The 22006-nt window shown below is 51.6% G+C and carries 17 protein-coding genes; all 17 read left to right on the top strand.

The features are described 5' to 3' along the window. Positions 1-367: 367 nt before the first annotated feature. The 17 genes from NLX74_RS17270 to NLX74_RS17190 all read left to right on the top strand — a co-directional run bounded on the left by NLX74_RS17270 (position 368) and on the right by NLX74_RS17190 (position 22005). Complete coding sequence (locus NLX74_RS17270) at positions 368-4396, top strand: DUF5695 domain-containing protein (RefSeq protein ID WP_254329431.1); 4029 nt, start codon at positions 368-370, stop codon at positions 4394-4396. 135 nt (positions 4397-4531) lie between these two features. Next, positions 4532-5830 carry an alpha-glucosidase/alpha-galactosidase gene (gene melA / locus NLX74_RS17265; protein ID WP_254329430.1) on the top strand — a complete coding sequence of 433 codons (1299 nt, stop codon included), beginning with the start codon at positions 4532-4534 and terminating at the stop codon, positions 5828-5830. A 13-nt stretch (positions 5831-5843) separates the two neighbouring features. Beyond that, positions 5844-7670, top strand: coding sequence for a cache domain-containing sensor histidine kinase (locus tag NLX74_RS17260; protein ID WP_254329429.1), 1827 nt, complete (start codon positions 5844-5846; stop codon positions 7668-7670). A 16-nt stretch (positions 7671-7686) separates the two neighbouring features. After that, positions 7687-9279 carry a response regulator gene (locus NLX74_RS17255; protein ID WP_254329428.1) on the top strand — a complete coding sequence of 531 codons (1593 nt, stop codon included), beginning with the start codon at positions 7687-7689 and terminating at the stop codon, positions 9277-9279. Between the two features lie 123 nt (positions 9280-9402). Further along, on the top strand, positions 9403-10758 hold the full coding sequence (locus NLX74_RS17250) for an ABC transporter substrate-binding protein (protein WP_254329427.1): 1356 nt from the start codon (positions 9403-9405) through the stop codon (positions 10756-10758). Positions 10759-10791: 33 nt separating this feature from the next. Next, positions 10792-11697 (top strand): carbohydrate ABC transporter permease, encoded by a 906-nt coding sequence (locus NLX74_RS17245; RefSeq protein ID WP_235307454.1) that lies wholly within the window; start codon positions 10792-10794, stop codon positions 11695-11697. Further along, positions 11694-12620, top strand: a complete 927-nt coding sequence (locus NLX74_RS17240) for a carbohydrate ABC transporter permease (RefSeq protein ID WP_254329426.1) — start codon at positions 11694-11696, stop codon at positions 12618-12620. Before NLX74_RS17245 ends, NLX74_RS17240 begins: the two co-directional genes overlap by 4 nt. Before the next feature lie 164 nt (positions 12621-12784). Further along, complete coding sequence (locus NLX74_RS17235; protein WP_254329425.1) at positions 12785-13894, top strand: M24 family metallopeptidase; 1110 nt, start codon at positions 12785-12787, stop codon at positions 13892-13894. A 67-nt stretch (positions 13895-13961) separates the two neighbouring features. Next, entirely contained in the window at positions 13962-14417 is a 456-nt protein-coding gene (locus NLX74_RS17230; protein WP_254329424.1) for a hypothetical protein, read from the top strand. Between the two features lie 37 nt (positions 14418-14454). After that, positions 14455-15489 carry an Ig domain-containing protein gene (locus tag NLX74_RS17225; RefSeq protein WP_254329423.1) on the top strand — a complete coding sequence of 345 codons (1035 nt, stop codon included), beginning with the start codon at positions 14455-14457 and terminating at the stop codon, positions 15487-15489. Between the two features lie 47 nt (positions 15490-15536). Further along, positions 15537-16745, top strand: coding sequence for an NAD(P)/FAD-dependent oxidoreductase (locus NLX74_RS17220; RefSeq protein WP_254329422.1), 1209 nt, complete (start codon positions 15537-15539; stop codon positions 16743-16745). Next, entirely contained in the window at positions 16742-17743 is a 1002-nt protein-coding gene (locus NLX74_RS17215) for a proline racemase family protein (protein ID WP_254329421.1), read from the top strand. The genes NLX74_RS17220 and NLX74_RS17215 overlap by 4 nt, the downstream gene beginning before the upstream one ends. A gap of 63 nt (positions 17744-17806) precedes the next feature. Continuing rightward, positions 17807-18694 (top strand): dihydrodipicolinate synthase family protein, encoded by an 888-nt coding sequence (locus NLX74_RS17210; RefSeq protein ID WP_254329420.1) that lies wholly within the window; start codon positions 17807-17809, stop codon positions 18692-18694. A gap of 15 nt (positions 18695-18709) precedes the next feature. Further along, positions 18710-20146 carry an aldehyde dehydrogenase family protein gene (locus NLX74_RS17205; protein WP_254329419.1) on the top strand — a complete coding sequence of 479 codons (1437 nt, stop codon included), beginning with the start codon at positions 18710-18712 and terminating at the stop codon, positions 20144-20146. Next, entirely contained in the window at positions 20139-20453 is a 315-nt protein-coding gene (locus NLX74_RS17200) for a (2Fe-2S)-binding protein (RefSeq protein WP_254329418.1), read from the top strand. The genes NLX74_RS17205 and NLX74_RS17200 overlap by 8 nt, the downstream gene beginning before the upstream one ends. Then, entirely contained in the window at positions 20450-20785 is a 336-nt protein-coding gene (locus tag NLX74_RS17195; RefSeq protein WP_254329417.1) for a (2Fe-2S)-binding protein, read from the top strand. The genes NLX74_RS17200 and NLX74_RS17195 overlap by 4 nt, the downstream gene beginning before the upstream one ends. After that, positions 20782-22005 carry an NAD(P)/FAD-dependent oxidoreductase gene (locus tag NLX74_RS17190; protein WP_254329416.1) on the top strand — a complete coding sequence of 408 codons (1224 nt, stop codon included), beginning with the start codon at positions 20782-20784 and terminating at the stop codon, positions 22003-22005. Before NLX74_RS17195 ends, NLX74_RS17190 begins: the two co-directional genes overlap by 4 nt. Position 22006 lies beyond the last annotated feature (1 nt).

The raw sequence follows: 22006 nt of genomic DNA, 5'->3' as shown, positions 1-22006 counted from the left end.
ATTTCCCACTACAGCAACTCAAAATAAATTTCTCAATTTCACGGTGTCCGTTTGTATAATCTGATCAAACCTCGATATATCTAAAAATGCCTCCCTTGTTCTCTATCTAAATTTCTTTCTCTCCATCCTCTGTAATCTTAATTCAGATAAATCTGTCCTAGCTTGGTTGATTGCCGATCTAACAGTATCCCCTATTAGGTTGAAATCCTATATAAATCGGTTGAAAATGTTGATTTTACCAATGGACAAGGATTTGTACAATAGAGTTGTAGCGCTTACATTTCCAAGGAGGTTGCGGCGAAATGAAGAGAATTCAGCTGATTGGCAAACAAATCAGGACCCCGAGATCCAAAAGGAGGCCGTATTGATGAAATTTAAGGGAATATTGGCGGCATTTTTGTTTTTAACCACAGCGTCTGTGTTGTTTGGGACGCATACGGCAGAGGCCCATGAACTATCCAATGACAAGCTGACGATTCAGACAGGCGAGCATGGCGAAATTTCATCCATACGTATCAAGGGAGATGCTTTCCCGACAGAGTATGTCATGAACGCAACGGTAACACCTGAACAGAACACCGCAGATCATCAGTGGCTAGGGGAGCTGATGTTCACATACCGATTGGATGGAGGCAGCTGGACGAAGGCATGGACGAACAAGTCGGCAGACGCACGTAAGATCACGACCAGTGGTAACCGTGTCACTGTCACGTACGAGAATTCTACTCATGCAGAAGGGATACGCAATTTTAAAGTCATCGAAACGTATTCGGCAGAGTCGAATGGTTCGGTGTTGTGGAATATACAGGTGCAGAATACAAGTGGGAAAAAATTGGAGATTGGTGATTTTGGTTTGCCTCTGCCTTTCAATGAGCAGTGGACCAACGGTGATGCGATCTACGAAACTAGAGTGGTGACGCATTCCTTTGTCGGCAATAACAGCTCCTACATCACAGCTGGGCGTCCCAGCGGCATTAGTTCTTCCCTGCTGCTGATTCCTGATTCCACAACGGGTGCGGGCTTTGAGTATCAGGATCACTGGCGGGATGAGGAGCATCCGGGCAGTAAATGGGCGTGGAACCCGGCTAACGAAGGCAAATGGCTGGAAGGACTCAATGTATTTTATATTCATTCCAATGTCATCAAGTCCACCAACCGGGGGTATTTGCCCAATACAAGCCTAATCCTGAATCCCGGTCAAAGCAAAAACTATGGTTTCAAGTTTCTGGCGGTGAAGGACGAGCATGATGTAAAAGATACGTTGTACCAAGAAAACTTGGTGGATACAACAGTCGTACCGGGTATGATCGTGCCTACGAATCAAAAGGCGAAGGTGGACCTGCGCTCCAAGCAGGCGATCAGCAAAGTAACCTATCCAGACGGAACCGTTATTCCGCAGACGGATAGCAAGCCCGGAGGACATCACATTTATGAACTGAAATTTACTAAGCTGGGTCCAAACTTCATAACGGTAGAATACGGCAACGGTAATAAAACGGTGTTACAATTCTATGCCATCGAGCCGATTGATCAAGCGCTGCAACGGCATGCTACATTTATGGTCGACAAAACCCAATGGAATGTACCGGGTGATCTGCGCGACAAGGTATTTGACGATTGGATGATGCATACCAAATCCAAACGCAACATTTTCAACGGCTACTGGGGCTGGGGGGATGATTGGGGTCTGACCCACGGACAGTTCCTGGCTGAGAAAAACACACTGTCTCCAGTCGCCAAAGAGGTGCGGGCAGTAGACGATTATTTGGAGACGGCGATCTGGACGAATCTGATGAACGGACATCATGAGGATTATTTAATTCATGATTTCTTGATGCCGGAACCGAACGATACACCAACCTATCGAGGGTATGCTTATCCGCACGTATACAACACGTATTTCAGCATGTACAAGATTGCCAAGGAATACCCGGATCTTGTCACTTACAAGCATCCAAAGGAAACCTATTTGCTGCGGGCTTATAACATTTTCAAAGCATTGTATGAAGGGCCAGTCGCGTACAACTGGGAAACAGGTTTGATGGGCGAACTGACCACACCGGATATTATTCAGGCACTTCATGATGAAGGCTATGATGATGAAGCGAATGATCTCAAGGAAAAAATGGATCGTAAATATAACAATTTTAAAAATACAAAGTATCCTTACGGTTCTGAATATAGCTACGACAATACAGGGGAAGAGGCTGTATATACATTAGCCAAGCAGAATATAGATACAGAGGGCGAGCAAACTAAAGCCCTGGAAATGATGAGTAAAATTAATGCCAAAACCCGTGCGGCACGCGGTCATATGCCCGTATGGTACTACTACACCGATCCGGTGACGATTACCGGTGAGAACTGGTTTAACTTCCAGTACACGACTTCGCTTGCTGGATATGCGATGGATGACTGGATTCGCCACCACGAGGACAATCACCGTGAGGAACAACAACGGTTGTCCTATGCAGCTAAAATTGCCAATGTGGGAGCGATTAACTCCGGGCAAATCAGCTCGGACCCTGAGAACATCGGGGCGGTCGCATGGACGTATCAAGCGGAAAAAGGCAATAACGGCACGAACGGCACTGGCGGCGGTAAAAATGTTCCGCTCTTTAACGGCTGGCGCGGCATGAGCGGTGAGGCTGATCTCGGATTGTTCGGTGCGCTCAAAACGTTAAGTGCTGATATCGCGATTGATCCTATTTTCGGATTGACGGGCTACGGTGCAGAGGTGAGCAAAAACGGCAACATGTATACGATCAAGCCGCTGGACGGCCTGTTCAAGCGCATCAATCTGATCACGGAAAAGCTGTATATCGAGCTGGAAAAGGACCAATATACAGAAGCCAAGCTGGCAACATCCAAGGATTACGTATGGCTCCAACTGAAAAATCAAACACCGGGTCAAGCCCATTCCACGTACGTTACATTTGACGGTTTGAAAAAAGGAACGTATATGGTTAAAGTAGGCGGTCAATCACAAGGGAAGTTTAATGCGTATGCGCCTTCCAACAAGCTTAAATTGGAGATTGGTACAGCATCCTCTTACACGGTAGAGCTGACATCGACCACACCTGATCCGAACAAAGCACCTGTCGTGGATGCCGGCAAAGATTCGAAGGTAAAGCTGCCGGATCAGATCATTCTGAAAGGCACGGCTACGGATGATGGGCTTCCGCAAGGAAAGGTGACAAACGAGTGGAGTCTGGTTGAAGGACCACAGGACGCGAAGGTCACATTCAGTAACAAAACATCGCTGCGCACGAAGGTGGACGTTTCCGAGCCGGGAACGTATGTGTTCAAGCTGACAGCCAGCGATTCTCAGTTGTCAGCGGAGGCTAAAGTAACGGTGGTAGCTGAACCGGCGGCTCCGTTACTTGAACAGCTTGTAGTTTACAAGTTTGATGAAACAAGCGGTTCTGTAGTTGCGGATTCATCAGACAGCGGCAATGATGCTGCCGTGAAGGGGACGGCTGCATGGGCTGCGGGTAAAACAGGCAATGCTGTCAGTCTGAACGGCAAGGACAGCTATGTGCAGCTTCCGGCAGGTATTGTCAGTCGGGCACAGCAATTGACCGTATCCGGCTGGGTTAAAGCGAACACCCTGAGCGATTATGTGCGGATTTTTGACTTTGGCTCCGGGACGAATGAATATATGTTCCTGACGCCTAAAGCAGGAAATACCATGCTGTTTGCCATTACCAACCAAGGCAACGGGCAGGGACAGGAGCAGACGATTGAAGGCCCTGTACTGCCGACGGGCGTATGGAAGCATGTTGCAGTCACGCTTTCGGGTTCCACAGGTATTTTGTACGTGGATGGAAAAGAAGTGGGACGCAATACCAACTTGACCTTAAATCCTATCAGTCTGGGTCAGACCAAAAATAATTTTATCGGCAAATCTCAGTACCCTGATCCGTATTTCAATGGTCTGGTGGATGAATTCCGTATCTACAGCCGTGCTTTGAATGCAACCGAGGTGGCAGGTCTGGCCTCCGGTACAGCACAGAATCTGGCGGTAACTGAGAAAATTACCGCGTTAAAAGAAGTAAATGTAACGACACATGTCGGTGAAAAACCGGAACTGCCAAGCGTAGTGGAAGCTACGTATGGAGAAGGCTCCACTAAATGGGTGGCTGTGGAATGGGAGGATATAGCCCCTGTACAATATGGTGCTCCAGGTTCGTTTGAGTTGAAGGGCAAAGTAGAAGGGACAGAGTTAAAGGCAATTGCGAAGGTAACCGTGATTGAGGCAGGAGGAGCTGCGGCTCCATCGGTAACACCGGTTAGCCCGGAGACTTTAGTAACCCCGCCAATTACGACACCCTCGGTAACATCTGCCTTACCGCCTCGGCCTATCAGCTCCGCTAAATCAGCGGGGGGATCCTGAATGGGAGGCAACAACGCATAGTTATGAGTAACCTTTCCCATCGTCACTTTCCTCCTGTAAAGGGGAGAGTGGCGGTGGGTATCCTTGCATTTGGAGTGCAAAGCTGCGAACAAAAATGTGAATGGGGGAAAAAGTATGAGCAAGATTACATTTCTGGGTGCAGGTAGTACGGTATTTGCTAAAAATGTGCTTGGCGATTGTATGTTGACGCCTGCATTGCAGGGCTTTGAACTGGCGTTGTTTGATATTGATCCCATAAGGCTGAAAGATTCGGAAAATATTTTATCCAATTTGAAAAAAACAACAGGGAGCACCTGTGTGATTCGCTCCTACACTGACCGCAAGGAAGCACTGCGTGGGGCGACCTATGTGGTAAACGCCATCCAGGTAGGCGGCTATGATCCGTGTACAATTACGGATTTTGAAATTCCCAAAAAATACGGCCTGCGCCAAACGATTGCCGATACGGTCGGCATTGGCGGTATTTTCCGCAATTTACGTACAATTCCGGTGATGCTCGATTTTGCGGCAGATGTGCGCGAGGTATGCCCGAATGCATGGTTTCTTAACTACACGAATCCGATGGCCGTGCTGACGAATGTGATGAACGTTTATGGCGGTGTCCGTACGGTAGGGCTGTGTCATAGTGTGCAGGCGTGTATACCGGAGCTGTTTAAAAGCCTCGGGCTGGAGCAGGAAGGTGTAAAGGCAAAAATTGCAGGCATCAATCATATGGCGTGGTTGCTCGAAGTGAGCAAGGATGGTGTGGATTTATATCCTGAGATTAAAAAACGAGCCGCCGCTAAGCAGCAGGAAAAGCATCAGGATATGGTGCGCTTTGAAATGATGCTAAAATTCGGCTATTACATTACGGAATCGTCCGAGCATAATGCGGAGTATCATCCGTATTTTATCAAACGGGCATACCCTGAGCTGATCGAGCGCTTCAATATTCCTTTGGATGAATACCCGCGCCGCTGTGTGAGCCAGATTGCACGATGGGAAACGATGCGTGAGGAGCTTTTGAGCAATCAGGATCTGCGGCATGAACGGTCAAACGAGTATGCCTCTTATATATTTGAGGCGATTGAAACGAATCAACCTTTTGCCATTGGCGGCAATGTGATGAACACAGGCTTAATTACCAATCTGCCGAAGGAAGCCTGTGTGGAGGTACCTTGTCTGGTGAATCGTAACGGGGTTACGCCAACCTTTGTCGGGGATTTGCCACCCCAATGCGCTGCGCTGAACCGGACGAATATTAATACCCATCTGTTAACAATTGAAGCTGCAATCACCAGGAAAAAGGAGCACATTTATCACGCCGCGATGCTGGACCCGCACACGTCCGCAGAGCTGTCCATGGATGATATTGTTTCTCTGTGTGATGACCTGATTGCAGCCCACGGGACATGGCTCCCAGCCTATGTCTAAGAGAGGCAGATGAATGGGAGGCCGGGGTCGTCAAAAGTTCGCCGGGATTCCTACAATCCGTGGGAAATTTATTGTACTGACGCTGGTACTCACCGTCATTCCGATGGTGGTACTGACCTTTACCTTTTACCAGATCGCGGCCCATTCCCTTGGTGAGAAGTCGGAGGCACTGGCTATGCAGTCCCGGCAAATGAGTGAAAATTACGTCAATGCGACGCTCTCCGATTTGAATGATCTGACCAATTCCATTCTCAGCAATCCTGATGTGCAGTCTACGCTGGAGACCAAGCCGAAAGATGATTATGAATATTTACGGAACGATGAAACACTCAGTATGGTGGTCCGTACGCAAACCCAGACCAAGCCGTATATCACGTCCTCACTCATATATGCCGCCAATGGCGGGCTCAAGCATTCTCTCTATCAAGGGAATGTTTCGGTCCGTTTTGGCGGCCTTCCTACATTAGAGGAAGCACGTGTGTACTATCGCCGCCTACTCGCCGAGCGGCCCATGATGTGGATGGCTCATTCGCCGTTTGAATCCGGACGCGGGATGGCGGAGGATCGCATCTATGTGGGGAAGCTGCTTCGAAAAACGACTGGAGATTATGCGCCCCTCGGATTTTTGCTGCTGGAAATCGACAAGGCCAGTCTGTTTCGGGGGCTTGCTTTTCATGAAACAGACGGCAATACCCAGATGTGGGTGCTGGATCAGGAGGGCGAGTCTGTATACCGATTGCCGGAGCAGGGTGTTGCGGACCAAGCGCTATTGCGGCAGATTGCCAAATCGGCTGTGGATAGGCCTGTGCTTACGAAGGACTGGAGAACATGGAACGGCCGCCAGACGATGATCTCTTATGGCCCGTTAAATGAAGGACAATGGACGCTGCTGCAAAAAGTCGATCAGTCCGTGCTGTTCGAGGATGCGCGGAAAATCGGCGCCTGGACCATCTGGATTTTTTTGATTGCATTGATGCTGGGCTGGATGCTGTCTTATCGGCTAAGTGACACGATTCGTCGCCCCCTGCTTCAATTGAGCCGATTGATGGCGGTCGATGGGAGTGTGAGCGCTACAGGCTCAGCCCAAGCTTTCGAAGCTCCTACTTCCGTTGTTTTTAATCCTAAGGATGAGGTAGGGCAGATCGGGGAGCGTTTTCTTCATATGATGCAAAAAAATCATGAACTGTACGGTCAGGTCTACGAAGCATTGCTGTCGCGTAAGCAGGCTGAGTTTCGCGCGCTTCAGGCGCAGATTAATCCGCATTTTTTGTACAACACGCTAGAATCACTGAAGGGAATGGCATTGGCGAATGGGCAACGGGATATGGCAGAGGTAATCGGAGCCTTCGGTAAATGTTTTCGCATTTCGCTAAGTTATGGCCGAGAGCAAATCAGTTTGGGACAGGAAGTCGAGCATGTAAGCGCCTATGTGAAGGTGCAGCAGTTCAGATTTAGGAATTCGTTCGAGTGGATTTGCGAGGTCGAGGAGGATATTTGCGGATTTTATGTACCCAAACTAATCCTCCAGCCACTCGTCGAAAATGCTATTTACCACGGCTTAAAAGGGCGCACCGACCGTGGCTATATCATGTTATCCGGTACAAGGGAAGGGGATATGTTGCGTTTGACGGTCAGTGATGATGGGGGCGGTATTGGAGCCGAGCGTCTGAACGATATCCGGAAGTCGCTGGATGCGGAACGAGGGAGTGCTATTGGCTTTGGGCTGCGGAATGTGCATGAACGTCTTCGGCATTATGGTCCGCAATATGGACTGTCCGTGACAAGCGAGCCGGATCAGTACACCTCGGTTACCTTACTGGCACCCATTCGAACCGAATAAGAAAGGGGAGGATGGCATGTACCGGCTGCTGATTGTGGACGACGAATATCATATTCGGGAAGGACTGAAGCTGATGGTGGCGGAAAGTGGCCTGTCAGTGGAAGTCAGTGATGTGGCGGAGGACGGCGCAACGGCATTACGTTTGTATACGGAGCAGCGACCGGACATGATTTTACTGGATATTAATTTACCGGATATGAGTGGACTGGACGTAGCAAAAACCATTCGGGAAAAGGATCAGCGGACCCCGTTATTATTTCTAACAGGGTACGAATCTATGACATATATTCGTCAGGCAGTTTCGCTTCAAGCGGTCGATTATTTGCTCAAGCCGGTGACCAGCGGGGATTTTGAAGCGGCATTGAGCCGGGCTGAGGATCGCATTGCGCAATGGCGAAGAAGCGAGGAGGATGCCATTCACCGCCATCGTTCATTGGAGCCATTGTACAGGGAGCATCTACTGCTGGATTTGCTCCAGCAGCGGCGTCCTGCAGCCGAGGTCATTCGAGAGATGGACGGGCTGGGATTTTTCGGCGAGACGAGTGAACCGCCTTATACCGTACTGTGCTGCGAGCTGGAGGAGGCGTCGCAGCAGGAGGCAACCGCCACTAGCAAGCCACACGGTTCCATGCATAAAAGCAGCCATGTATTCGCCGGACTGGCGGGGGAGGCTGCGGCAGCAGCCGGGGCGAAGGCGCATAGTGCGGCGGTTTCCCGCGATCGGCGTGTTGTGCTGCTGGCGACGGCATCTTGCAGGGCGGCGGAGCGGATGGCACAGCAGATTCGTCAGGCCGTGCAGGAACGATTGAGCCAGGGCCTGTCCATCGGGATTAGCCGTCCCGTACAACGGATGGAGCAACTTCCCGAAGCGTATGAGGAAGCTGTGCAAGCGGCGGAGCATCGGGGGTGGGTGGGCTATAGCCAGATCATTCCCTATGAGAGCATTCAGGCGGCCGAGCTGAACAGCAATCAATTACTGGAGAAGGAACTGCTGATGATTACGGAAATTCGAGCGGGCAATGATGCTGCCGTACATGCGATTTTACAGGAATGGTCAGGACAATTGGCGGGCTTGCCTGTCAAGCAGGTGAAAATGATTGTCACTCAGCTCGTTTTGTTCGTCATGCGCATCGTCCAGAGTGATGCATCTGTAGGACAAACGTCCATGCAGGAACAGGACCCGTTGTTGGAGCTGTCCCGATTGCGGCATGGGCCCGAGATGATTGATTATGTATCGCGCTATTTTGTCCGAGTGGGCCGCCATGTCCGAGAATCACGCGAGAAGGTCATTCCACGCAAATTCCAACGGGCCAAGGAATGGATTCGGGAGCATCTTCAGGAGGATGGCGGGCTGAACCGTCTGGCAGAGTACATGAATATGAGCCCCAAGTATTTGAGTGCCCGTTTCAAGCAGGTTACAGGTGAAAGCTTCGCCGACTACCAGACGCGTGTTCGCTTTGAGCGAGCCCGAGAACTGCTGCTGGACCCGAATCGCAAGGTGGCGGAGGTAGCGGAGGTAGTGGGATTCACAGATACGAACTATTTTAGTATTGCCTTTAAAAAGTATACCGGACTGACCCCGACGGAGTTTCGTAAAACATTTTTGTAAACGCGCTGTTAAAAAAATCATACCAAAACAAAGAGAGTCTGGAGTCGTTGGGTGGTCGGCTCTGGGCTCTCGGCGCATAATAGGCTTGTAAGGAGAAACCAGTTCAGGAAGGGGCCGGTTGATTTGCTGAAACGAAGGTTACGGACATGGATGGCTCTCGTGATGACGGCGATGTTGACAGGGCTGACGGCTTGCGGTGGTAACGCTGGTGAACCGGCTAATCCCAATGCGGTTGAACTCAAGTTCATGTACTGGGGAAGCAATGACGAGAAGCAGGCGATGGAAAAAATGATTCAAAGCTTTAATGCATCGCATCCGAACATCCGGGTGAAGGGCGAGCATGTCCCTGGTGACTACACGACGAAAATTAACACGTTAATGGCTGCCAATCAGCTTCCTGATATCGCCTACCTGGGCGATTCCCTCACGATGAAATGGGCAAGTGAAGGCAGACTCCTGGATTTATCCTCTTATTATGACGAATATCCCGAATTAAAAAACAAGCTCAAATCCTCCTATCTCTACAGCGAACCCGGCAAGTCTATCGGAAATTACACCGCATTGGAAGTGATGCAGTTATTTTACAACAAGGAGTTGTTTACAGAAGCAGGGGTACCCGTCCCTCCGGCTGATCCTCAAAAAGCGTGGGCATGGGATGAATTTCTGGAAATTGCCAAAAAGCTGACCAAGGATCAGAACGGCAAGCATCCAGGAGACAGTGGATTTGATCCGAAAAATATTGTGCAATACGGCTTTGCCTTCGGCAATGACCGCAGCTCCTGGGGGCCGCTTTTAGCGAGCAACGGTGGAGGTTTGACTGATAAAACAGGCAAGAAGTACACCCTGAACAGTCCTGAGTCGGTGGAGGTATTTCAGAAGTTGCAGGATCTGGTTTTCAAGGAGCATGTTTCTCCTGATTTGATCCAGCAGCAGGACATGCCGTCCAATACGATTCGGCTTCAGACAAGAAAGGTCGCCATGGTGGTGGACGGGACATGGTCCCTGCTCGATTTTTCGAACAACAAGCAACTGCAATGGAGTATCGGCGTTCTGCCGAAGCTAAAAGAGCTCAAAACGATGATCGTTGCGGGAGCCACGGTCATTTTCCAGAGCACCAAGCATCCGAGGGAAGCGCTCGAATTTTATTTGTACCATAACAATCCCGAAAAGGTGGATTTGTTCAAGTCCGGTCTGTGGATGCCTATCGAGGAAAAATATTATACCGATGAGCAGGCCATCCAGTCATGGACTAATAATGCCGCACACCCACCGGAATTTCAAAAGGCTGGCATTGAGTATGCCAGAGATTATGCGATCAAGCCGTCCACTTCGACCCTTCGCAACTGGCCTGATATCGGTTCCAAGCTGACCCCAGGGCTGGATCTGATTTGGACGAACAAGAAGACGCCGCAGCAGGCGCTGGATGAACTGGAGCCCATCATTCAGCCATTGCTTCAAGGGGTATACCCGGATGAATAATGCGGCGGGACAGCTGCGAAAGGAGAACAGCCCATGAAGCGACCAAAATCAGGAATGATGCGCATGGAGCGAAACTGGGGTCTGCTATTCGCGCTTCCTGCCATCCTCGGATTAATGATATTTACAATTGGACCGATCGCAGCCTCGTTCGTATTCAGCTTAACCGATTGGACGATTGGCGGACAGATGACCTTTATCGGATTGGACAATTATCGAACCATTTTGACCGAGGATGCTACCTTTTCCCAATCCATGTTCGTGACCACATATTATGCACTGGGCAGCGTACCTCTAGGCTTGGCGGCAGCTTTTATCATTGCGCTGTTATTAAATCAAAAGGTGAAGGGTTTGTCGGTGTTCCGTACGATTTATTATTTACCTACCATTGTGCCGAGTATTGCCAACACGATGCTGTGGCTATGGATGTTCAACCCGGATTTTGGTCTGTTAAATTCGCTGCTGGAGGGCGTTGGACTGCCAGGGAGCAAATGGATTTATGACGAGAGCACTGCAATACCCTCGCTGATTATGATGAGCACCTGGGGGATCGGGAACACGGTCATTATCTTTTTGGCGGGACTTCAGTCGGTTCCCACCCATCTGTATGAAGCAGCTGAGGTAGACGGCGGCAATAGGTGGCATAAATTTTTTCACATTACCATTCCTTCGATGACACCGACCATCTTTTTCAATCTGGTCATGTCTTTAATCAGCACCTTTCAGGCCTTCAATCAGGCGTATGTTATGACCAACGGGGGACCTAACAATTCAACCCTGTTCTATGTGTTCTACTTGTGGCGTACAGCCTTTACGGAGACTAAAATCGGCTACGCCTCAGCGCTGGCCTGGATCTTATTTTTCGTCATCATGGTGCTAACGGTTCTGATTTTCTCCACATCCAAAAAGTGGGTTCACTATGAAGGAGGGGAACGTTCATGAATCAGGTCACTTCTTCTGTCAATCCTTTAGAAACACCACAACATCCGTTGCCACAGCCTGAACGCTCCCGAAGTCCTGCTACCGCCACCCGTTCCAAACCATTCCCAATCAGCCGTGTTGTACTGTATGTCGTTTTAATTATAGGTAGTGTTTTAATGCTGTTGCCATTCGTATGGCTCATTCGCAGCTCCCTGATGGGGACATCCCAAATTTTCGTGTTCCCGCCAGAGTGGATACCCTCTCCTTTTCAATGGAGCAATTACCCGGAAGCGCTGACTTCGGTACCGTTCGGCAGGTATTTTATGAATACGTTCATGATTGAGGTATGTGTGCTGGCAGGAGTGATGTTGACCTCAATTGTATCGGCATTTACCTTTGCCCGTCTGCGCTGGCCTGGACGCAATCTGATTTTTTCCCTGCTGATCGGGTCGATGATGCTGCCTTACGCGGTGACACTGATTCCCACTTTCGTGATGTGGCGTGAGTTGGGCGGGCTGAATACATTTCTGCCGCTGATTGTTCCTGCATGGTTTGGTGGAGGGGCGTTTAACATCTTCTTGATGCGACAATTCATGCTGACGATTCCACGCGATTTGGACGAAGCGGCTTATATGGACGGAGGTACGCCTCTGACTGTTCTATGGCGCGTCATTATTCCTTTATCTTCGCCTGCATTGATCGTGATCGGAATATTTACATTTATTGATGTGTGGAACGATTTTTTGGGCCCGATTATTTACTTAAGTGACGAAAAGCATTTTACGCTAGCGCTGGGGCTGGCGACTTTCCGGGGATTGAACAATACCAACTGGCCTTACCTGATGGCGGCTTCCAGCACGATTTTGGCTCCCATCGTCCTGATATTTTTTATCGGACAACGCTATTTTATCGAAGGCATCACATTGACAGGGATTAAAGGCTAAAGGAAGCTGGGACGCGCTGATGTGCTTGAAAAAGAGACGGAGAATTGGGCGCAGGACTTACGGGAAAGCGGCAGCGAGAAGAGCATACATGTGTTCAAAGCAAGTGGAGAGAGTGTTCTAAGGCATATGCCCTGAAAAGAGATGTGGAATAAGGAGGCGTACGAGTGAAAGAGGAAGAGAGTCAAAAGACAAAACCGTTACAGGGTGTTCCAGGCAGACTGGCCCGGTTACGCTCGGAATTCCCGGCTCTAGGGATAGATGCACTGCTTATTACACATGGGCCTAATCGAAGATATATGACCGGATTTACAGGCTCCGCTGGAATTGTGCTTGTTACGCAGGAAGAGGCTTTTTTAGTGACGGATTTCCGCTATATGATGCAGGCAACAGATCAGGCAGTGGAATATTCAGTGATTCGGCATGAGGCGCAAATCTTCCACACCGTGGCTGATCTCACAAGTAAATTGGGTGTCCATAGACTGGGTTTGGAGAGCCGACATGTCTCGCTTCAACAGTCGGGACAGCTTCAAGCCGCGCTGGGCTCGTTGGAGTACGTGCAAACGGAGGATGTCATTGAACGGCTGCGCGATGTGAAGGACGATGAAGAGATTCGCACCATTAGCGAAGCTGCGCGTATTACCGATGCTGCCTTCACGGAGGTGCTGAATTATATTCAGCCTGGGGTTACAGAGCGGAGGATTGCGGCGGAACTGGAATATCAGCTCCGGCTCGCAGGCGCGGAATCAGGCGGTTTTGCGTTCATTGTCGCTTCAGGCGAGCGTTCGGCGCTGCCGCACGGACTGGCCAGTGACAAGGAAATTGGTCAGAACGAGTTCGTCACAATGGATTTTGGCGCAAATGTGCGTGGTTATCTATCCGATATCACGCGTACCGTATTCGTAGGCCAGCCCTCAGAACAACATGAGAAATTGTATGCCATTGTGCTGGAAGCAAATCTGAAGACGATTGCAGGACTTCGCCCCGGCTTAAGCGGTCGGGAGGGAGACAGTCTGGGGCGGGATGTGATTGCCTCTTACGGCTATGGGGAGCAGTTTGGTCACGGTCTGGGTCACGGCTTTGGTCTCGAAATTCATGAGCAGGTACGGCTGTCCCGCGAAAGTAAATCTGTGCTCATACCAGGTCATGTCCTTACTGTGGAACCGGGCATTTATATTCCAGGCTTCGGCGGGGTTCGGATTGAGGACGATGTGCTGATCACAGATGACGGTGTACAGGTACTGACCTCCTCACCGAAAGAGCTGATTTTATTGTAAGAAAGTAACTTTCCAGTTCAATTGATCTGGTCTGCAAGTCATCCGAAAAACGAGATGGAGGGATCGAATGAACACGCAAAAAAGGCATGTGAAAATATGGCTGACTGCGCTGGCAGCTTCTCTCATAGTGGCTTTGACACCAGCTATTCCTGGGCAACAGACGGCTTATGCCGAAGCGGAGTCGGATGTAAAAGTCATCGACATCTTTAGTCGGACGGTGAACGATTATGGTATAGATCTGGTTGATTGGCAAGGGTATCTAGCCAACCCGTATGTGAAGCTAAAAGTGATGCCGCCAGCGGATGCTGCTTTTCCGTTAACGGTTACGTTAAATGCGCAGGGCACGTCCCGGCTGATGATGGATCTGCCAAGTACGTTGTCGGCGCAAGGTGCAAGCAAAACGCTGACTTTTGCCAATGCACAGGAGGAAAAAGATTTTCGGCTAGCCATCCATCCTGACCGGATTGGAGGAAACGGTGAAATAGAGAACTATACGCTGTCTATGTCCGTTTGCCGGAAATGATGGTCACACGACTACTCAGTCCATTCCGATTCGCGTGTTGGATCAGGACGATAATAAAGAGCCCACCGTCCCCCTCCATTTTGACTACAGATTCGATACGATCAGGCCTTATTTCAATGATGCGGATACCAAAAAGGCCGCAGAGCTGGCGGTAAAGGACTGGTTCTATTTCTTTGATCTGGCGCCGTTCGATGAGGTTCCTGCCAACGCGGAGGTAAACCATCTGCCAGGAGACGATTGGCAAAATGAAATACAGGTGACGAATGACAAACCCTATAAAGGCATGTGGGTGTTTATGAGAGGGCTGAACGGGCCTTATTCTACGGGCTTTCCAGCCACGAATGGCAATTATCATACACGTAACGGTGTGACCGTCCCGGGGAACCTGAACCGTTCCTATAGTTTGATTCTGGATTTCTATGATGATGCGATTCCATTCACATCCGTGGACGATGAAGAATGGTATCAATCCGATCTGTCCAAAGTGACGGATGTGCATGGGCTGATCATGCATGAATTCGGTCATGCGATTGTATTCAGCGACACATTCCCGGGTGTCAAAGCGCTGAAGGAAGTGGCGGGCAATGACCCGGATATTATGGCTTATCAGCACAGACCAGCCGCGCTGGACGACAGCTATCATCTCTCTGGAGAGCTTGCAGAAGTCGACAGATTGAGCGGTCAAAATGGAGGCTGGCGCCATCTGTTTCCGACCCGGCGTTGGATGAACACGAAGCTTTCGCTACTGGTAGCAGAAAAAGCAGGCTGGCCGCTGCGTAAGGACCTGACTCCTTTCCTCGCGCCAGAAATCATGACAAAGGAATTGCCTGCACCCGTCAAAGGCAAAACATACACGGCCAAGCTGGAGGCCAAGGGAGGCGTACCGTTTTACGATTGGACGGTGACAGGCGGTCAACTGCCCGCAGGCTTCACACTGGACCGCTTTACAGGAACGATTAGCGGAACAGCAGACAGCGGAGCAGGCAACAAGACGTATACGTTTACCGTACAGCTGCGGGATTATGATGAGCTGAGCAAGCCTGTGACACAAAGCTTTACGATTAAGCTGTAAAGAATACCTCTCAAACAGATTAAAACGGTCGAAGGGAGGGGAAGCGAATGAAACAGGATGCCGCGGATCTGGTCATTGTAGGCGGTGGAATCATCGGTACAGCCATCGCTTATTATGTGGCTAAGACCGGTATGAAGGTCGTGCTGGCTGAGCGAGGGGAGATTGCTGGAGGCACTTCGTCCCGTTGTGATGGAAATATATTGGCAATCGATAAAGAGCCCGGGTTTGACAGTCGAATGTCGTTGGTATCGCAGGAGCTGGTGGCAGAGCTGGCTAGAGAACTGGAGGATGAGTTCGAGTATCGTGCGCCTGGCAGTATTCTGGTCTGTGAAAACGATCGGGAGATGCAGGCGGCTGAGCAATGGGTAACCCGTCAGCAGCAGGAAGGACTCCAGTTTCGCATGCTGGATCAGCAGGATTTGCGAGAGGAATGGCCGCATTTAGCGAAAGATTTGCCGGGCGGACTGGAGTGTGCGACAGATTCCACTGTAAATCCGGTGTTGATGACGTATGCACTAGCCAGGGCCGCGTGTCTTATGGGAGCGAGGCTACTGCCCCGCACACCGATACAATCTGTCCTTAAGGATGAAGGGGGGAACGTCTGCGGGGTAGAGACGCCCAATGGCGTTATCCATGCAGGTGCAGTGGTATTGGCGGCAGGTGTGTGGACACGCAGCATCGGTCATTCACTCGGTTTGGACCTTCCGATCATGCCGCGTAAAGGGCATATACTGGTGTCGGCCCGAATGCCTTCCATTGGGAACCGCAAGGTAATGGAGTTCGGCTATCTGATGAGCAAGTTTGGCGGTCAGCGGAGTGTGGATGAGCTTTATGAAAAATACGGTGTAGCGCTGGTATTCGAGCCAACCGCATCCCAAAATATTTTGATCGGCAGCAGCCGTCAGTTTGTCGGTATGGACACAGGTGTCGATCAGCAAGTGATTCGCTTAATCGCCCGCAGAGCCATTCGCTTTTTTCCTGCTTTAGCGAATGTACCGCTGATGCGGGCGTATACCGGCTTACGTCCATGGACACCTGATCATTTGCCGATTGTATCAGCAGTGGACGAAGTACCGGGGCTGTATATCGCTTCTGGTCATGAGGGGGATGGCATTAGTCTTGCGGCGGTGACGGGGAAGCTGGTGACTGAAATGGTACGGGGTGAATCCACTTGCATTCCGGTGGAGCCGTTGCGATATGACCGATTTGGCAAGGCTTTTACCAGCCACGAGGTTCACGGGGAGGTAACCGGATGAGTGTAACGGGCAGAATTACTACCATTGATACCCATACGGGAGGCAATCCGACGCGGACGGTCATTCACGGCGCGCCTAAGCTGGTAGGTCACACGATGCTGGAAAAAATGACTTATATGGCAGCACATCATGATGATTTTCGCCGTCTGCTGATGTTCGAGCCGCGAGGGCATGAGGTGATGTCTGGCTGCATTTTAACAGAACCTTGTCATCCAGGTGCAGATATGGGGGTGGTCTTTATAGAGACTGGCGGCTATTTACCGATGTGCGGTCACGATACGATTGGAGTATGTACAGCGCTGATGGAAGGCGGGCTGATTGCTGCGGATAAAAAATCGATATTGCTGGACACTCCGGCAGGCCCGGTTCAAGTGAGGCTGGAGGTGGATGCGGGCAAGGTGCGACAAGTAACGTTCACAAACATCCCTTCTTTTGTGTACCGCCGTGAGGTGAAGGTCCAGGTAGAGGGTATCGGGCAAGTCACGCTGGATATTGCGTATGGAGGCAACTTTTACGGCATTGTAGAGGCGGCTTCCATCGGTCTTGCACTGGAGCAGAGCAATGGGGCCAAAATTGTACAAACAGCAGTGCAGATTCGGGAGGCAGTGAATGCTGTTGTTGAGGTAGTACATCCTGAGAATCCGGTTATTCAAGGATTGACACATATTGAATTTTACGGGGAGCCTGTGGCTCCGCAGGCCGATTGCCGCAACGTCGTCGTCATCCCACCGGGAGGGATCGATCGTTCTCCTTGTGGTACAGGAACCTCGGCCAAGGTAGCGGTGCTGCACGCCAAGGGAAAACTGGGCTTACATGAGCCGTTTGTACATGAAAGCATCACAGGCTCCATGTTCCGGGCTGAAATCGTGGGCGAGACGCAGATAGGTCCTTATCCGGCAGTCATTCCACAAATTACAGGCTCGGCTTGGGTGACGGGACATCATCAATTTGTGTTGGACCCCGAGGACCCGCTTAAAGAAGGTTTTTTGCTGATGTGAGCATTTTACATTATTCCCGAATGCTGAATTTGAAAATAAAGATGGGAAAGGGTGGGTAAGCATATGGCACGTTTTGAAGGTGTATATGTGGCCTTGGTTACACCGTTCACGGCAGAGCTGGAGGTAGACCATAAGCGTCTGACCGAGCTGTGCGAGCATCTGATTGCAAGCGGCATTAGCGGACTGGTTCCTACGGGATCGCTGGGAGAATATGCGGCTTTGTCCCCGGAGGAACGGTCGCAGGTTGTGCATACCGTAATTGACGCTGCGGCAGGGCGTGTCCCGGTTGTTGTCGGCTCGGCAGCTCCGTCCACCAAACAGGTGGTGCATTGGATTCAGCATGCGAAGGATGCAGGGGCTGCGGGTGTCATGGCACTGCCGCCCATTAATTACAATCCACTGCCTCACGAGGTAACGGCCCATTATGAAGCATTATCGGAGGTGGGCCTGCCGATCATTGCGTATAACAACCCCCATGATTACAAGGTTGACTTGACTCCAGATATTCTTGCGGACTTGTCGCGAATTGAAAATATCGTAGCAGTCAAGGAATTTTCCGGTGATGTACGGCGTATTCACGCTATTTTGGCCCAAACAGAGCTGGAGGTCATGGTCGGAGTAGATAATCTGGCGATGGAGGGGGCGTTATTCGGCGCGACAGGTTGGATTTCGGGGGTACCGAATGCGCTGCCCAAGGAAGGGGTAGAGCTGTTCCGTCTTGCGCAGGCGGGCAATATGGCGGAAGCGTCCGCGTTGTATCGCAGGCTGCTGCCGCTGTTCCACTATGATGCCAGCCCACAATTAGTACAGTCTATCAAATATATGATGGAGCTGGCTGGATTTCCGGTCGGCCCGACACGTCCGCCCAGACTTGCGCTGCCGCAATCGGATTATGACCGCATTCGCGAAGCATTTGAGGTGGCGGTTCGTCCAAGCGAAGTATCATCCTGAATGGAGGTGAAGACGATGGAGAGCCGAAATTGGATCGGCGGTGAGTGGCTGAGCCCTTCCGGCGAGGAAATGGTGGTTCACAATCCTTCGGCCTTGAAGGAGGAGGTGGGAGTCGTCCATTTTTCAGAGACGGGCGATATTACACAGGCCGGGGATGCGGCACGGCTGGCTCAGGCGGGCTGGGCTGCTTTAAGTCCTGCAGCGCGGGGAGCTTATCTGTTCAAAGCAGCCGGGTTACTAGAGGCAGCATTACCTGAATTGGCTGAACTGGCTAGCCGAGAGATGGGCAAGCCGATTACCGAGATGCGCGGAGAGGTCATGCGAGGTGTCCATCTGCTCCGGTACTATGCGGCAGAGGGCGTACGTTCCATCGGTACAGTCATTCCTTCGAATGAGCCGGGAGTGCTCCAGTACACGAAGCGCATTCCGCTGGGTGTAACGGCTGTCATTACGCCGTGGAATTTTCCGGTAGCTATTCCGCTATGGAAAATCGCCCCTGCACTCTTGTGCGGAAACACGGTCATCTGGAAGCCTGCCGAACATGCTTCATTAACGGCAGTACGGGTCGCCGAGCTATTCGAGTCGGTGCAGCTTCCGCCCGGTGTACTGAACTTAGTCATTGGGCAAGGTAACCGCATTGGCGATGCCTTACTGGAGCATCCGGTACTGGATGCGGTCAGCTTCACGGGTTCTACTGCTACAGGTTTGGGCATTGCGGGACGGTGCGCACGCCGTAATATCAAGTACCAGACCGAAATGGGCGGTAAAAATGCCGCCATTGTGCTGAAGGACGCGGATGTAGCACAGGCGGTGGCGATGATTGCCAGCGGAGCTTTCCGTTCAGCCGGGCAAAAATGCACGGCCACCAGCCGGGTAATTGTGGAACAGTCTGTCTATGAGACGTTCATGGAAGCCTTACGCCAAGCGGTGGAAAAAATCCAGATTGCCCCTGCACTGGACCCCAGTGCGTATCTTGGACCTCTGGCATCCGCAGGTCAGTATGAGAAGGTCATGTCCTATATATCACTCGCCCGCCGGGAAGCCGACATTTTGGCTGAAGGCGGAGCCACCGCCGGGACGGAGAACGGGTATTATGTGCGTCCACTGGTCGCGACTGGACTGAATTCGTCCCATCCTTTGATTCAGGAGGAGATTTTTGGGCCTGTGATGGGGGTCGTGCAGGCGGACGACTTCGAGGATGCGATTCGACTGTGCAATGACTCTATTTATGGATTAAGCGCCTCTCTATTCACCCGCGATTTACGGCTGGCTCACCGGTTTCTGGATGAGGCGAACGCCGGTATGGTCCGGGTTAATCAGGAGACGGCTGGTGTTGAATACCAGGCTCCGTTCGGCGGTCTGAAGCAATCCAGCTCACATACCCGGGAGCAGGGCCAGGCGGCGCTGGACTTTTATTCAGCGATTAAAACCTGCGCGATTAGCTATGAGTAAACGGGCGACGGGACGAAGTGAGACGATTGGGAGTGCATCAGGTCATTTGCTCGTATGTCGCTGCGAAGAAGTGAGTATCGCACAGATGGAGCAGGCCTGCCGCATGGGCGCGGACACCGTGCGCCAGCTTAAAATGACTACACGGGTGACGATGGGGGCATGTCAGGGTAGGGTATGCCGACAATTGGTGGAGTCATGGTTTTACAATCAGGTTCCTGCCGCCCGCCGGGAGGCGGAGCTGTTATCCCAAAGGCCTCCCGTGCGTCCCATAACGTTCGGGCAGCTAGCAGAGGGAGGTTCTTTATGAGCCGCATGCGTATTGTAAATCATCCTATTTTGGGACCAAAGCCGGAACGGCGGCAGGTATCTTTTATTTTTGACGGTCGTCCCATGCAGGGATTGGCTGGAGAGCCATTGGCAGCAGCACTGCTGGCCAGCGGTGTCCGTTTGCTGAGAAGGCATGAGGAATCCGGTACGGGCAGAGGTGTATACTGTGCCATTGGGCATTGTAACGAATGCCGCCTAACGGTTCATCCGTTCGGTACCGTCCGTTCCTGCCTGACCAAGCTGGAGGAAGGTATGGTGGTGGAAACCGGACGGCAGCTTTCGAATGAAATCACAGGGAGAATTGTGACATGAATGAAATGGCGCATCTCATCGTCATTGGGGCGGGTCCCGCCGGATTGTCCGCAGCGGTATCGGCTGCTGAGCAAGGATTGCCAGTCACGGTACTGGATGAGTTTACAGAGCCGGGTGGACGTATGCCCGGGCAATATCATGAGGAAGGCAGTCAATGCTGGTGGGTTGGAAAACACGTTTCGGATGAGTTGATTACCCGTTGCAGGGAACTTAGGGTAGACATTCGCTGCGGCGTTTCCGTACATGGTATGGAATATACAACGACGTGGGAAATTTCCACTTCCTGTGGATTGTTCACTGCCGATTACGTATTGCTGGCGACTGGAGCTGCCGAAATTCCCGTTCCGCTGGATGGTTGGACATTGCCCGGCGTAATGTCCATCGGGGCTGCGCAGGTGATGACCAATGTTCATTACGTCAAGCCGGGAGAACGCGGCATCATAGTAGGCATGAACGTATTGTCGATGGCGATTGCCCGCGAGCTGTCCGTCGCCGGAGTGAAGGTGGCGGCGATTACACTGCCGTGTGCTAATCCGCTGGCTGGTGCGGCGGCAGATCCGACAGCCTCCGCCAAGCTACTGCTTCAGCTGTCGGGGCTGGCCCCGGCCGCCTGGATGCGCGCCGGCGGCAAGCTGGCAGCTGCGATGCGGATGGAGAAACTCATCGCGTGCTGCTATCCCCACAGAGGCTTCCGTCTGTGGGATATCCCGATCCGGTTGCGGACGGCGGTGCTGTCCGTCAACGGGCAGGACCGGGTCGAATCCGTGACCCTGGTCCACGTTAAACCGGACGGCTCGCCTATTCCCGGCAGCGAGCGCGTCGAACCCGCCGACTTCGTGGCGCTGAGCGGCGGCTTGTATCCGCTCGCTGAGCTGGCGGCGGTAGCCGGGTGCAAATTCGTGTACAGCCCTGAGCTAGGCGGGCATGTTCCACTGCATGGTGAGCGAATGGAAACCTCGCTCAAAGGGCTGTACGTTGCCGGCAATATTACCGGCATCGAAAGCGGGCTGGTCGCGATGGCCCAAGGTCGATTAGCCGCCGCTTCTATGCTCCATGCCGCTGGACTCGGCGGAACAGGCGGAGAACAGCGGGTACAGGAGGCGATCCGTGAGGTCCATTTTGCACGGAAGCATGCGCTGATTCAGTTTCATCCCGGCATTACAGAGGCGAGAATGCAGCTGTACCAGCAGTGGGGGCAAACCTCTGGCAGTGGCGCGTAAC

Origin of the sequence: Paenibacillus sp. MZ03-122A (genome assembly GCF_024213325.1) — a bacterium.
In the GTDB taxonomy this organism is placed as follows: domain Bacteria; phylum Bacillota; class Bacilli; order Paenibacillales; family Paenibacillaceae; genus Paenibacillus; species Paenibacillus polymyxa_B.
The sequence above is the reverse complement of the archived record's forward strand: the minus strand, read 5'-3'. Positions and strand labels throughout refer to the sequence as shown.

What these genes read in the sequence shown, in the direction of transcription:
- NLX74_RS17245 (WP_235307454.1), top strand. Translation starts at nt 10,792, where the DNA reads ATGAAGCGACCAAAATCAGGAATGATGCGCATGGAGCGAAACTGGGGT.
- NLX74_RS17240 (WP_254329426.1), top strand. Translation starts at nt 11,694, where the DNA reads ATGAATCAGGTCACTTCTTCTGTCAATCCTTTAGAAACACCACAACAT.
- NLX74_RS17210 (WP_254329420.1), top strand. Translation starts at nt 17,807, where the DNA reads ATGGCACGTTTTGAAGGTGTATATGTGGCCTTGGTTACACCGTTCACG.
- NLX74_RS17205 (WP_254329419.1), top strand. Translation starts at nt 18,710, where the DNA reads ATGGAGAGCCGAAATTGGATCGGCGGTGAGTGGCTGAGCCCTTCCGGC.
- NLX74_RS17255 (WP_254329428.1), top strand. Translation starts at nt 7,687, where the DNA reads ATGTACCGGCTGCTGATTGTGGACGACGAATATCATATTCGGGAAGGA.
- NLX74_RS17190 (WP_254329416.1), top strand. Translation starts at nt 20,782, where the DNA reads ATGAATGAAATGGCGCATCTCATCGTCATTGGGGCGGGTCCCGCCGGA.
- NLX74_RS17230 (WP_254329424.1), top strand. Translation starts at nt 13,962, where the DNA reads ATGAACACGCAAAAAAGGCATGTGAAAATATGGCTGACTGCGCTGGCA.
- NLX74_RS17220 (WP_254329422.1), top strand. Translation starts at nt 15,537, where the DNA reads ATGAAACAGGATGCCGCGGATCTGGTCATTGTAGGCGGTGGAATCATC.
- melA (WP_254329430.1), top strand. Translation starts at nt 4,532, where the DNA reads ATGAGCAAGATTACATTTCTGGGTGCAGGTAGTACGGTATTTGCTAAA.
- NLX74_RS17200 (WP_254329418.1), top strand. Translation starts at nt 20,139, where the DNA reads ATGAGTAAACGGGCGACGGGACGAAGTGAGACGATTGGGAGTGCATCA.
- NLX74_RS17270 (WP_254329431.1), top strand. Translation starts at nt 368, where the DNA reads ATGAAATTTAAGGGAATATTGGCGGCATTTTTGTTTTTAACCACAGCG.
- NLX74_RS17215 (WP_254329421.1), top strand. Translation starts at nt 16,742, where the DNA reads ATGAGTGTAACGGGCAGAATTACTACCATTGATACCCATACGGGAGGC.
- NLX74_RS17260 (WP_254329429.1), top strand. Translation starts at nt 5,844, where the DNA reads ATGGGAGGCCGGGGTCGTCAAAAGTTCGCCGGGATTCCTACAATCCGT.
- NLX74_RS17195 (WP_254329417.1), top strand. Translation starts at nt 20,450, where the DNA reads ATGAGCCGCATGCGTATTGTAAATCATCCTATTTTGGGACCAAAGCCG.